Here is a 13,362-nt window from a genome sequence, read left to right on the forward strand (position 1 = left end):
GGGAGCGACTGGGCGTACCAGGCACGGGGGCGATCGCCACTTCCGTAGCGGCTTTCGGTGAGCGAACAGGCCGCCCCCCCCTGGAAGGGGGACGGCCTGAGGCATGCTCGACAGGGGCGCGGTGCTACCGGGGGCAGACGTCCTGGGTGACCTTGCCGCCCGACTTGGAGGCGGTGGCCGGGTCCATCGACAGGCACAGGTTCGTCCAGTTGTTCCTGAACCAGTAGGCCGGCCGGGACCCGTTCGCGGTGGCGAGCTTGGTCGGCATGACCTCCCACATCTGACTGCCCGAGAACCAGCGGGTCTCGCACGGCCACCAGAAGAGCTGGGTGCCGGCCTTGGGCGTGACACCGTCGTTGTAGGGCATGGTCAGGCACTTGCCGTTGCTCGCCTTGATCCAGAAGTGGCCCTTGCCGTCGAACGTGTCCGGCTTCGTAGCCACCCACTGGTGGCTACTGGGCGGGCTCGACTGGCACGCGCGCTGGGTGACCAGGCCGCCGTTCTTGGAGCTGTCGAACTCCGGTCCGCGGACCATGCACCGGTCCTGGTACTGGCTGTTGTTGTACGTCTTGTCGGGGTTGACCAGCCAGATCGATCGCTGGCCGCCCTTGACCTCGTTGTCGCCGTTGTGGTCGATGATCGCGTTCACCAGGCCCCAGCCCGGGAAGTCCGTCATGATGATGCCGACGCGGCCCGCACTGGTGTTGAGGTGCTTCATCAGGTGGTAGTTGACTCCGGGGACCTGGGTGTTCACACCGTTCCGGTTCTCCCACCATCCACCGGCCAGCAGGGACGGGAAAAGATTGGGAAATTTGGACCCGGACGAATATGTCACGTACAGATCATTGGGGGAGCCGGCGATCGCCTTGTCGACGTTGTCCTTGACGTCACCCCACTTCTCCCCGATGCTCCCTGGCGCCCAGTTGTCTTCCTGCCTGTCGTTGAAGCCCTTGAGCCCGTAGTCGTCGGTTTCGGCACTGTCGAAGCTGCCCAGGACCACCTTGCCGCGGACCTGCCCGAGCGTGGGCACGCTCGCCCGGCCGGCACCGGACACCGAGGCGGTGTAGAAGAGGCCGGGGTACTTCCGCACGTAGTCGCCGAAGATCGCCCGGACCTTTTCCGGGGTCACCGACTTGGGGTCATTCGCGCACTCAGGGGCGTCGACGCCCGTGTACGGGCATTCGGCCTTCAGGCGCATAATGATCGACTCGGTCGGGTGCGCGCGGAGGAACGACTGCGCCTTGCTCAGGACGTCGTCGAAATTGGCGTTCTGATAGTACGCGCCGTGGTGGATCGTGAAGGAGGCGTTCCCGGAGACGCGGGCCCGGATGTCGATGGCCCGGATGCCGCGGTCCAACTGGGCCGTCAGGGTGTCCGCGCTGTCCCCCCAGTCCTCCTGCGTCTGCACCCAGGACCCGCCGTGGATCGCGAGCGTGTCATGGGTGCCGGGGATGGACATGTTCGAGAGCTTGGTGTCGCTCGCGATGCCCCACATCCACTCGGCGCGGTCCGCCTGACCGAGGTTCTTGAAGGCGTCCTCGTTGGTCGAACCGGCCGCCCCGGCGGTGGCGGGGCTGAGCAGCGTGGCGCTCAGGGCGAGGCAGGCGGCCGAGACCAGAACGGCCAACCGGCGGGAGCGCCGGGGCGGTCGGACGCCGTCGGCGCGGGCGATGGTGCGGGTCATGGAACTCCTGACCGAGTACGGGCGGCGGTGCGAAATCCAGCCTGTCCCGCACCGCTCACGTTTTGCTTACGTCCCGCTTACGTCCGGCCCGCCGCGAAACCAGCTCACAACCCGGGCAGCGCACCGCCATCCACCGGCAGCATCACGCCGGTCAGATACGAAGCGGCCGGCGAGAGCAGGAACGCGGCAGTGCGGCCGAACTCCTGGGGGGTGCCGTAGCGGCGCAGCGGAATGGTGGCGCTGTGCCGCTCGCGTGCCGCGTCCGTGTCGCCCGAGAGCCCGTCGAGCTCCCGTACCCGGTCGGTGTCGATGCGCGCGGGCAGCAATCCCACGACGCGGATGCCGCGCGGGCCGACCTCGGCGGCCAGTGACTTGGCGAAGCCGGCCAGTCCCGGGCGCAGCCCGTTGGAGATGGTCAGGTTCGGGATCGGCTCCCGCACGGACCCGGACAGGACGAGGCCGATCACCCCACCGGAGGTGAGCGATTCGGCCGCCGTACGAGCCAGCCTCACCGCGCCGAGGAACACCGACTCAAAGGCCGTGAGCCACTGCGCGTCGGTGTTCTCGGCTGCCGAACCCGCTGGCGGGCCGCCGACGCTGATGAGAATGCCGTCGAAGCGGCCGAAACGCTCGCGGGCGGTGTCGATCAGCCGCCCGGCAGCTGCCGGATCGGCGTTGTCCGCGGCCACGCCGAACGCGCCGGAGCCCAGCGCCTGGGCCGCGGCGGTGACCTTCTCCTCGTCCCGGCCGCTGATGACGACCTTCGCCCCGTCGCCGACGAGTTCGCGCGCGGTGGCGTTGCCCAGGCCGCGGGTGGCACCCGTGACGACGTATACCCGGTCTTTGAGTCCAAGATCCATGGCCTTAGTCTGCCGTGATCAGCCCGGACAATGCGAGGGCCGTCCCCACCAGGCCGATGTGGCTGAATGCCTGCGGGAAGTTCCCCAGCTGGCGGCCGTGCTGGACGTCGTACTCCTCGGCGAGTAGACCGACGTCGTTACGGAGCGAGAGCAGGCGCTCGAAAAGGGCGGTGGCGTCCTTGGTGCGGCCGATGAGGTGCAGCGCGTCCGCGAGCCAGAACGAGCAGACCAAGAACGGCGCCTCCGTGCCGGTCAGCCCGTCGATCGAGGTGCCGTCCGTGCTGTAGCGGCGCAGGAGTCCGTTCTCGCTCAGTTCCCTTTGCACCGCATCCACGGTGCCGACGACGCGCGGGTCGTTCGGTGGCAAGAACCCGACCCGCGGGATGAGCAGGGTGGCCGCGTCCAATTCGGTGGAGCCGTAGGACTGGGTGAAGGTGCCGCGCTCGGCGTCAAAGCCCTTCGTGCACACCTCGCGGTGCACCTCATCGCGCATCGCCCGCCAGCGCGCCGGGTCGCCGTGCAACGTGGGGTGCTTTTCGAGGGTGCGCACCGCGCGGTCAGCCGCGACCCAGGCCATCACCTTGGAGTGCACGAAGTGTCGGCGCGGCCCGCGGACCTCCCACAGCCCCTCGTCCGGGTCGCGCCACCGCGACTCAAGGAAGTCGAGAAGCTCGCATTGCAAGCTCCAGGCCGTCGCCGTGGCCTGGAGGCCAAAGCTCCTGGCGAGGGCGAGGGAGTCGATCACCTCACCGTAGATATCGAGCTGGAGCTGGTTGACGGCGTCGTTGCCGATACGTACCGGCGTCGAGTCCTCGTAACCCGGCAGCCAGCCGAGCTCCGTCTCGGCCAGTCGGCGCTCGCCGGAGATCCCGTACATGATCTGTAGGTCGGCGGGGTCGCCCGCGACCGCGCGCAGCAGCCAGTCTCGCCAGGCGGCGGCCTCCTCGGTGAACCCGGTGCGGACCAGCGCGCCCAGCGCCAGGGTGGAGTCGCGCAGCCAGCAGTAGCGGTAGTCCCAGTTGCGTACGCCGCCGATTTCCTCCGGCAACGAGGTGGTCGGCGCGGCCACGATGCCGCCGGTCGGTGCGTAAGTCAGTCCCTTGAGGGTGATCAGCGACCGTACGACGGCCTCGCGGTATGGACCCTCGTAGGTGCACTGTGACGTCCAGGCGCACCAGTCCTCGCGGCTGTGCTCCAGGGCCTCGTACGGGTCGATGAGCTCCGGCCGCTGCTCGTGTGAGGGGTGCCACGTCAGGACGAACGCCACCCGCTCACCGGCCGCAACGCTGAACTCGGAGCGGGTGCTGAAGTCCTGGCCGTAGGTGGGCACCTCGGGCTCGCTGCGCAACCAGACCGAGTCGGGGCCCGCGACGGCGACCCGGTGGCCGTCGCACCGTCGCATCCACGGGACGACATGGCCGTAGTCGAAGCGCAGCCGCAGCACGCTGTGCATTTCGACCCGTCCGGACATGCCCTCGACGATGCGGACCACATCCGGGGCGCGGTCGCGCTGGGGCATGAAGTCCAGCACCCGGACGGAACCGGTCGTGGTCTCCCAAATGGTCTCCAAAATCAGGGTGTCGGGCAGATAGGAACGGCGCGTACAGCGGGCGCGCTCGCCCTCACCCGCGCCGTCGCCGCCACGGGGCTCCCCCCGCCCTCGCGCTGACCCACCGTGCTCGCCGTCGTCATGCGCGTCCGCGCGCCCGTCTCGGGCCCTGGCACCGTGCTCGCCGTCCACGGGGGCGGGGGCGATGGTCCAGTGGCCGTTGTCACGGTCGCCGAGGAGCGCCGCGAAACAGGCGCCCGAGTCATAACGGGGCAGGCAGAGCCAGTCGATCGATCCGTCCCGGCCGACCAGCGCGGCCGTCTGGAGGTCGCCGATCATGGCGTAATCTTCGATGCGTTGGGCCATGCCCGGGCGTGTTCCCGCTGAACGGGGCCCTACGCAGCAGCGGCGGCCGTCTGGGCTACACGTTGCACCGGTGGTCGGCCGTGGCTACTTCGGCGAAACCGGCCGGAGTGTGGAGTGCGCCCCGCTGCCCGTCGTTGAGGGGGACAGGTCCGCGTCGGCTGATGGCTCGTCGCCGCTGGGGCTGGCAGCTGCCGCCGCTTCCTCGGCTTTCCTCGCAGCCTTCGCGGCCTTCGCCGCTGCTGCCGCCTGATCGCGCAGCTCCCTGCGGAAGAGCACCACCCAGCCGATCGGTACGGCGGCGGTGAACAGCCACCACTGGACCGCGTACGCCATGTGCGAGCCGATGCCACTGGTGTCGGGGGTGGGGACCGGCTCCGGCTGGTTAGTGCCCCTGGGGGTGGACCCGGTCAGCTCGATATAGCCGTTGAGCATGGGCCGGCCGACTGACGCGGCTTGGCGCTCGCTGCTGATGAGCATGACCTGGCGCTGCGGCAGACCCTTCTTGTCCTTGATGCCGCTGCTGCCGGTGCTCTCGTCCGCCCTGAGCCGGCCGGAGACGGCGACCTCGCCCGAGGGCGGGGCGGGGACCTTGGGGAAGCGGGTCAGATTGCCCGGTGCCGGAATCCAGCCTCGGTTGATCAACACGGCCTTGCCGTCAGCCAGGAGTAGCGGGGTGACGACGAAGTAGCCGATGGACTGCTCGTCGGCACCGGTGCGCTGGCGCACCACCACCTCATGCCGGGCGTCGTACCTGCCGGCGGCCGTCACCTTGCGGGAGGTGTCCTTCTTCGCCACGTCGCGGCCGACCCCGGTCAGTTCGCCCACCGGGACCGCAGGAGCGTTCAGGCTCTTGGACACCTGCTGGTTGTGCGCGACTCGCTGCTCGTGGCGGTGGAGCTGCCAGAAGCCCAGCTCGATCATCACGGGGATGAGGACGAGCCCCACCAGGGTGAGAATCACCCACTGCCGGGACAACAGGAAGCGGTACACCCCACGACCGTACAACTCGGTCGCGGGATGGAAGCGCCCGGGGCCGTTCTCCGACCGTGTTGGGCGCGGCCAATGTGGTGTGCCCAGGGTGTGCTGAGCGGGACTGCCGGGCTGTGAGCAGTGCGACGGGCCGTGAACCGAGCGGTTAGCCCCATGCAGCTCAGCCCGATGCAGCTCAGCCCGATGCCGTTCAGCCCGATGCCGCTTCCACGGACTGGAGCAGTTGCATGAACGCCGCCTCATCGATCACCGGCGTGCCGAACGAGCGGGCCTTGATCACCTTGGACGTGGGGGAGTCGGGGTCATTGGTGACCAGCACGCTCGTGAGCCGCGAGACGCTGGTCGCCACGTGCAACCCGGCATCGACGGCCCGATCCTCCAACAGTTCCCGATCGACCGAGGTGTCGCCGGAAAATGCCACGCGCATCCCCTGTGACAGCCGTCCACCCGGTACGTAGCGTCCGGGGTTGGGATACGGGCACGCGGGACGCTTTCGGCTGGGGCGCCAACTCGTCGGGCGGTAGCCAGCGCGCTGGCCCGGAAGTCGGTCGCCAGCCGTGGGCGCGTCTGACCACTCGGTGAGCGGCTGGCAGGCGAGGAGCGGCAACCGTACGCCGGACGCCGCCGCGAGATGCAGGCTGGGCCGAAAGGTCTCGGCGAGCACCCGCGCATCGTCCAGCGCATGGTGGGCCCGCCGCTGGATGACGCCATAGTGCGCGGCCAGTGACTCCAGCTTGTGGTTGGGCAGCGGCAGCCCCAGCTCCTTGGAGAGGGCGATGGTGCACAGCCGCTGCCGGACCGGGGCGGCGCCCTGCGCGCGTGCGTACTCCCGGGCGATCATCGACCAGTCGAAGACGGCATTGTGCGCCACGAGCACTCGGCCGTCCAGGCGCCGCGCGAACTCGTCGGCGATGGCCGGGAAGAGCGGGGCATGTGCCAGTTCGCTGCTGGTGAGGCCGTGAATCCAGACCGGGCCCGGGTCGCGCTGCGGATTGACCAGCGTGTACCAGTGGTCCTGTACCTCGCCATGCGCGTCAAGTTGGTAGACGGCGGCCGACACTATGCGGTCATCGCGGGCGAGCCCGGTGGTTTCCACGTCAACGACCGCATACCCCTCGGGGTAGGCGGTCGGCCACGGGGACGGCGGAGCGGACTGCGGAGGAATCCGCGGTGCGGCTGCCGGTCGGTCTTCAAGCATGGTCCATGAGGATACGGGCCACGGCTGACACCCGGTTGCGGCGGGCATCCCGGGCGAGCCCGCGAGCACCGGCGCCCGCGCCGGTGGGCACGTATACGCGCCACGTTGCACCGCACAACTCCTGTGCAGGCTTGGACAGTTGAGATATCGGATAGTCAACGCTTCGCCGCGGAAGTGAGGTTGAAGGGCACACATCCGATTTTTATTTGGCCGGGACGGGCGCGGCAAGGGACAAGCGGCTGCCCCCGACGTGGTCGGTCGATCCTGCTGGGTGACGCGCAGGGGCCGCGTACTTACTGAGTTTCGAAACTCATCAGTAACAACGTCTATTCATCGTCTCGGCAGGCCCCTATCTTGCGGTTATGCCGCACCTACCCGATGCCGTGCTCTGGTCCATACCGGCGTTCGTCCTGCTCACCGTTGTCGAGATCGTGAGCTATCGGCTGCGTCCCGACGAGGACGCGGCGGGCTACGACGTGAAGGACGCCGCGACCAGCGTGACGATGGGAGTCGGCAGTGTCCTCTTTGATTTCCTATGGAAGATACCGATTGTCGCGATTTACGCCAGCCTCTATGAAGTAACTCCGCTTCGCGTGCCCGTGCTGTGGTGGACACTGCCGCTGATGCTCCTGGCGCAGGACTTCTTCTACTACTGGTCGCACCGCGGACATCACGTCGTCCGCGTCCTGTGGGCGTGCCATGTCGTCCATCACTCCAGCGAGAAGTTCAACCTCACCACGGCGCTGCGGCAGCCGTGGACCTCGCTGACGGTCTGGCCGTTCTACGTTCCGCTGGTGCTGTGCGGCGTGCACCCGGCGGCGGTCGCCTTCCTGTCCGGCGTCAATCTGGTTTACCAGTTCTGGGTGCACACCGAGCGTGTCGGCACCTTGCCCAAGCCGATTGAGTACGTCTTCAACACGGCCTCTCACCACCGGGTTCACCACGCGTCCCAGGGCGGCTACCTCGACCGCAACTTCGGCGGCATCCTCATCGTCTGGGACCGTGTGTTCGGTTCCTTCGTGGCCGAGACGGAGCGCCCCGTCTATGGCCTCACCAAGAACATTCACACCTACCATCCATTCCGAGTGGCCACCCACGAGTACGCCGCCATCGCCCGTGATCTGGCCGCCGCCGAGAACTGGAGCGAACGCGCTGGCCGCCTCTTCCGCGGCCCCGGCTGGCAGCCACAACGCCTACGAACGGCGCACGCGCCGGCGGTTGCAGCCGCAGGAACTGACCTCGCGCTCCCTGCCGCCCCCACCCCCGTGCCCCCTGCCACCCCCGTGCCCCCTGCCGCCGCCGAGTCCGTGCTCGCCTCCGCGGCCGTTTCCGGCGAGGCGTGCGCAACCGAACACGAGCCCGCCGGTGAGTCGGTGCCGGTTCAGCGCGCCAAGCGCTTCGCATGAGCCGCGACATCACGAGCGGGGAGCGCCGCGCCATCCGCGGGGACGATGAGCGGCTCGCCCGGGTCGTGCTGCTCGCCTTCGTGCTGCTCGCCTTCGTGCTGCTCGCCGCCGTCCACCTCCTCTCGCTGCTCGCGGGCGTCGAGCCGGTGGAGTACGCCACCAAGCCCGCGCTGATGCCGGTGCTCGCCGGTTGTGTAGTGCTGCGAGGAGGGCCGCGGCTTCTCGTGGTGGCGCTGTTCTTCGGCTGCGGCGGTGACACGCTGCTTCAGCTCGGCGGGGACCTGATATTCCTCGCCGGCATGGGCTCCTTCGCGGCGGGCCACGGCTGCTATCTGGTGCTGTTCGCCCGACGCGGCCCGGTCACGGCACCACGCCGCACGGTCACGCTTATCGTCATCGGCTATGCGACCGCCTGGCTGGTCACGGTCGCTGCCCTGTGGCCCGACCTGGAGTCCGACCTACGGGTGCCGGTCGCGGTGTACAGCCTGCTTCTCACGGCGATGGCGCTCGGGGCACTACGCGTTGGCGTGGTGGCCGGTGTGGGCGGTGCGTTGTTCCTCCTGTCCGACACGTTGATCGCCGCCGGCCTCGCGGACTGGCCCGAACTCCCGGTGCCCCAGTTCTGGATCATGCTGACGTATCTGGGGGCCCAGGTGCTATTGGCACGTGGGCTGTTGGGCAACGCGTCGGGCGCGGGGACGTTATGGGGCGCGTTGCCGGGGACGGACGAGACGGCCCGAGGATGCGAGGTGGTCGTTGACGGCCGGGGTGTGACGGATCGCGATCGTCACGTCGGGCCTGTCGATCGGGGGCGCTAACGCGTGCGCCGGCTCATCTCATGAGCGCCCACAAGAAAGGGCCGGGCCGCCGAATCAACGGCGGCCCGGCCCCACGCCTGGGCGCGTCACTCGCGCCTCACGCGTACCACTTGGTTACTTCTTCACCGCGTCCAGTGCGTCCACGATGCCGTACCCGTAGAAGCTGTTCACATGCTTCGTGCCGGTGCAGGTGGCGTCAACGTCACCGTCACTGTCCGGGTCGTACGGGGCGGTCGGGCACCCCGGGTTGTCGGCCTGCTGCTTCAGCAGCCACTGCACCTCCTGCGGGCTGGACTTGGGGTGCGTGCTGCGTACCAGCGCCGCGACGCCCGCGACATGCGGGCCCGCCATCGAGGTGCCTTGCAGGTAGGCGTAGTCGCCGCCCGGCATGGTGGACAGGATGCGGCCGTCCTTGGCGGGCAGCTCAGGCACCTGGTAGCGGTCGCCGCCGGGGCCGGCGACGTCGATCTGACCGGAAGCCGCTGACGGGTTGAGGCCGTAGTTGGAGTAGTACGACTTCAGCGACTTGACGCCGGTTGCGGACACCGTGACGACGCCGGGCAACTGGGTCGGCGCGTCCAGGCAGTTCGCCGGGTCGATGGTGCGCTCAGTCGGCTTGGTGTCGTTCGGGCTTGAAGCATCCTTGATCGACTTCGCGCCGAGGTCGAAGTTTGAGTTCCCGGCGGAGGCGATGTTGATGGCGCCCTTGTCCTGCGCGTACTTGGCGGCTCGGCCGACCGCGTCAAGGATGGCCTTTTGATCGGCGTCGTCCTTGCAGTTGAACATCCACGGGTCTACGTAGTAGCTGTTGTTGGTGACCTCGACGTCATGGTCGGCCGCGAAGACGAAGGCGCAGACCACGCTTTCCGCGTAGAACAGGCTCGTCTCGGGCTCGCTGACCTTGATGGCGGAGAGCTTGACGCCGGGGGCCACACCCGCGACGCCGACACCGTTGCGCGCGGCGGCGATCGAGCCGGCCACGTGGGTGCCGTGGTAGTCCTCGTCCGCGTTGTACGGGCGCCAGGCGCCCTTCGAGGTGTCCGGCACGCCGCCCACACAGTTGGCAGACGCCTTGCGGTCGAAGTTCGGGGCGAGGTCGGGGTGGGTGTCATCCACGCCGGTGTCGATCACTGCGACAGTGACGTTCTTGCTGCCCGGGTTGATCTTGGCTGCCTTGTCCGCCTTGATGGCGGGAAGGTCCCACTGTAGGGGTTCCAGCGGCTCCTTGGCGCTGGCCAGGGCCTTTGCCTCGCTCTGCGCCGTGACGCGCGGGGTCTTGATCTTCTGCGGCTTGCCGACCTCGGTGGTGGCGGCGGCCTTCAGGGGCGCGGTGCGGGTGGCACCCGCTGACTGTACGCCCCCCACGCTGCGTATCTTCTGCGCGAAGTCCGATGCGGCCGAATGGGCGACGATGACGCCAATCCGCTGGTGAGCGGTGACGACCTTGCCCCCGGCCTTGGCTATCTCCTTCTTGACCTTGTTGACGGTGGCCTTGTCCGGGGTCGTGTTCACCACGTACGACAGTGTGGGGCCGTTGGCCGCCGTAGTGGTGGCGGAGGACGGCGCGTCCTGCGTGGTGGCCGAGGCCGCGCCGGGCAGAAAGCCGAGAGACGCGGTGAGTGCGAGTCCCGCAGGCACCGCGAACAGGGCGCGCCGACGTCTGGACTTCAGTTGAACCATGGGTTCTCCGCATCATCCGTAGGACCACCCGTGCGCAGGGTGCGCTCGGGCCGGTATATGACGAGTGAAGCTAGCGCTGATCAAGGCCTGTCTTCAATGGATAACGTACAAAAACCCGCCAGGACTGGCCGGGTGACGGGTGGGGCGGCAGTGTCGGAAAGGATCTTTTCGCTTTCGACCGCTGTCCTCTGTTCGACGGCGTTACCTGGGCCTACCATGCGTGACTCGGATCACTCCACACTCCGTCGCCGCCCCGTCCCCACCGCGCCCCCGGCGCGCGACCCCGTCCCATCCATGCAGCATCGAGCCCCGCCCACACTCCCCACCACTGTCCCCGAGACCGCCACTGCCCCGAGATCACTGCCCCGACCGCTGCCTCAACTCGTGTGCACCCCGCCCCCATCCGCCGCGGACCCGCGCCCGGTCCTTTCCCAAGATTCTTTTCCGAGACTTCGTCTCCGAGACTCGTCTTCGAGACTCGTCTTCGAGTTCCGTCCCCAGCCAGTCGCCACCGTCAGGAGAGACCGTGGACCCCGCACCGCCCCAAGACCCCGCGCACAACGCCGGACAGCCTGACTTCATCAAGGAGCAGTCGAGCGAGGAGTTCGCCGAGCTGCGCCACGCCCACCGCTCGTTCGCCTTCCCGCTGACCATCGCGTTCGTCAGCTGGTATCTGCTGTACGTGCTGCTGTCCAACTACGCGGGCGACTTCATGGGCCAGCAGGTTGTTGGCAACATCAACGTGGCCCTCGTCTTCGGCCTGTTGCAGTTCTTGTCCACCTTCGCCATCGCCTGGTGGTACGCCCGCCACGCGAACGCCAAGCTCGACCCGCGGGCGAGCGCCATCAAGGCCCGCCTGGAGGGTAAGTCGTGACGGATACGCTGCAACTCGCGGCCGAGGGGGTCAGCGAACACCGGCCGCTGATCATCTCGCTGTTCGGGACGTTCGTCCTGGTCACCCTCGGCGTCACGGTATGGGCAGGCAAACAGACCAAGGACGCCAACGACTTCTACGCGGGTGGACGGCAGTTCTCCGGTTTCCAAAACGGACTCGCCATCTCCGGCGACTACATGTCCGCCGCGTCCTTCCTCGGCATCGCGGGCGCCATCGCCCTCTTCGGCTACGACGGCTTCCTCTACTCCATCGGCTTCCTCGTCGCCTGGCTGGTGGCGTTGCTCCTGGTGGCCGAGCCGCTGCGTAACTCCGGCAGGTTCACCATGGGGGACGTGCTGGCGTACCGCATGCGGCAGCGCCCGGTGCGTACCGCGGCCGGCGTCTCCACCATCGTGGTGTCGATCTTCTATCTGCTGGCCCAGATGGCGGGCGCCGGCGTGCTGGTCTCGCTGCTGCTTGGCATCACCAGCGAGGTCGGCAAGATTCTCATCGTGGTACTGGTCGGCGTGGTGATGATCCTCTACGTCTCCATCGGCGGCATGAAGGGCACCACCTGGGTGCAGATGATCAAGGCGGTCCTGCTGATCGCCGGAACCCTGCTGATCACGTTCCTGGTGCTGCTGAAGTACGACTTCAACATCTCCGCGCTGCTCGGCGAGGCCGCCGAAAACAGCGGCGCGGGCGGCGCCTTCCTTGAGCCAGGGCTCAAGTACGGGATAGACGCCACGACCAAGCTCGACTTCATCTCGCTCGGCATCGCGCTCGTCCTCGGCACGGCCGGCCTACCCCACATCCTGATCCGCTTCTACACCGTCCCCACCTCGCAGGCCGCGCGCCGCTCGGTGAACTGGGCGATCGGCATCATCGGCGGCTTCTACCTCATGACCATCGCGCTCGGTTTCGGCGCCGCCGCACTGTTGGAACGCACCGACATCATCAAGTCCAACAAGGCCGGCAATACGGCGGCGCCACTGCTCGCGCAAAACATCGGGGGTGGGCCCGACTCGACCGGCGGGGCAATCTTGCTCGCGGTGATCTCGGCCGTGGCGTTCGCGACCATCCTCGCCGTCGTCGCCGGGCTCACCCTCGCCTCCTCGTCCTCCTTTGCCCACGACCTGTACGCCAACGTCATCCGCAAGGGCCAGGCGACCCAGAAGGAGGAGCTTTCGGCGGCCCGTTGGGCGACGGTCGGCATCGGCATCGTGGCGGTGGCCCTGGGCGTCTTCGCCCGCGACCTGAACGTCGCTGGCCTGGTGGCCCTCGCCTTCGCCGTCGCCGCTTCCGCCAACCTGCCGACGATCCTGTACAGCCTGTTTTGGAAGCGGTTCACCACGCAGGGGGCGCTGTGGTCCATTTACGGCGGCCTGGTCTCCTCGGTGTTCCTCGTGCTCTTCTCCCCGGTGGTCTCCGGCAAGGAGAGCTCGATGTTCCCGGACGTGGACTTTCAGTGGTTCCCGCTGGAGAACCCGGGTCTGGTCTCCATCCCGCTCGGTTTCCTGCTGGGCTGGATCGGCTCGCTGGTCTCCAAGGAGCCGGTGAACAAGGAGAAGTACGCGGAACTTGAGGTGAGGTCGCTCACGGGGTACGGAGCACACTGACCCCGCCCGGCGCGGGGCCGGACCGGGCCATGACGGGGCGCCCCGCAACGGGGGCGCCCCGCAACGGGGCCGAGCCGTCGGAGCCCGCGTCGGAGCCCGCGTCGGAGCCCGCGTCGGAGCCCGTCTCGGGCCGGAGCCCGCGTCCGCGCCGGCGTGGGCGCGGGCCCCGCGTGCCTCGCGAGCCCTCGCCGGTTCGAGCCTCCACCAGCACCCGGTGGGGCCCCGCCGAGCTCGGCCGGCAGTGGGGCAGTGGCAGCATTTCAACTTTCTGTTGCATTTCGGGGGCATCGCGTACGCTGCGGGACACTTGGCGTGGGG

At 68.3% G+C, this 13,362-nt stretch carries 10 protein-coding genes; 4 read left to right on the top strand and 6 right to left on the bottom strand.

Features of this window, described 5'->3' with window-relative positions:
* Positions 1-124: 124 nt before the first annotated feature.
* The 5 genes from FHS42_RS03465 to FHS42_RS03485 all read right to left on the bottom strand — a co-directional run bounded on the left by FHS42_RS03465 (position 125) and on the right by FHS42_RS03485 (position 6,647).
* Positions 125-1,684: a phosphatidylinositol-specific phospholipase C domain-containing protein gene (locus FHS42_RS03465; protein ID WP_184568950.1), complete on the bottom strand. Its 1,560-nt coding sequence runs from the start codon at positions 1,682-1,684 to the stop codon at positions 125-127.
* A 104-nt stretch (positions 1,685-1,788) separates the two neighbouring features.
* A complete protein-coding gene (locus tag FHS42_RS03470; protein ID WP_184568951.1) occupies positions 1,789-2,544 on the bottom strand; it encodes an SDR family oxidoreductase in 756 nt (251 codons plus the stop codon).
* 4 nt (positions 2,545-2,548) lie between these two features.
* Complete coding sequence (locus FHS42_RS03475) at positions 2,549-4,459, bottom strand: glycoside hydrolase family 15 protein (protein WP_246494120.1); 1,911 nt, start codon at positions 4,457-4,459, stop codon at positions 2,549-2,551.
* A gap of 84 nt (positions 4,460-4,543) precedes the next feature.
* Complete coding sequence (locus FHS42_RS03480; protein WP_184568952.1) at positions 4,544-5,449, bottom strand: SURF1 family cytochrome oxidase biogenesis protein; 906 nt, start codon at positions 5,447-5,449, stop codon at positions 4,544-4,546.
* 190 nt (positions 5,450-5,639) lie between these two features.
* A complete protein-coding gene (locus FHS42_RS03485) occupies positions 5,640-6,647 on the bottom strand; it encodes a DEDDh family exonuclease (RefSeq protein WP_184568953.1) in 1,008 nt (335 codons plus the stop codon).
* A gap of 362 nt (positions 6,648-7,009) precedes the next feature.
* Between FHS42_RS03485 and FHS42_RS03490 the strand changes: the two genes are divergently transcribed.
* Both FHS42_RS03490 and FHS42_RS03495 read left to right on the top strand, forming a co-directional pair.
* A complete protein-coding gene (locus tag FHS42_RS03490; RefSeq protein WP_184568954.1) occupies positions 7,010-8,053 on the top strand; it encodes a sterol desaturase family protein in 1,044 nt (347 codons plus the stop codon).
* Entirely contained in the window at positions 8,050-8,871 is an 822-nt protein-coding gene (locus tag FHS42_RS03495) for a lysoplasmalogenase (protein ID WP_184568955.1), read from the top strand. The genes FHS42_RS03490 and FHS42_RS03495 overlap by 4 nt, the downstream gene beginning before the upstream one ends.
* Positions 8,872-8,985: 114 nt before the next feature.
* Here the strand turns inward: FHS42_RS03495 and FHS42_RS03500 are convergent, their stop codons facing one another.
* Entirely contained in the window at positions 8,986-10,551 is a 1,566-nt protein-coding gene (locus tag FHS42_RS03500; RefSeq protein WP_184568956.1) for a S8 family peptidase, read from the bottom strand.
* Between the two features lie 526 nt (positions 10,552-11,077).
* On the opposite strand from FHS42_RS03500, the gene FHS42_RS36545 reads away from it, so the two are divergent.
* Positions 11,078-11,425 carry a DUF485 domain-containing protein gene (locus FHS42_RS36545; protein ID WP_184568957.1) on the top strand — a complete coding sequence of 116 codons (348 nt, stop codon included), beginning with the start codon at positions 11,078-11,080 and terminating at the stop codon, positions 11,423-11,425.
* A complete protein-coding gene (locus tag FHS42_RS03510; RefSeq protein ID WP_184568958.1) occupies positions 11,422-13,044 on the top strand; it encodes a monocarboxylic acid transporter in 1,623 nt (540 codons plus the stop codon). Before FHS42_RS36545 ends, FHS42_RS03510 begins: the two co-directional genes overlap by 4 nt.
* Positions 13,045-13,362: the final 318 nt, after the last annotated feature.

The organism is Streptomyces zagrosensis, from assembly GCF_014203645.1.
GTDB classification, from domain to species: domain Bacteria; phylum Actinomycetota; class Actinomycetes; order Streptomycetales; family Streptomycetaceae; genus Streptomyces; species Streptomyces zagrosensis.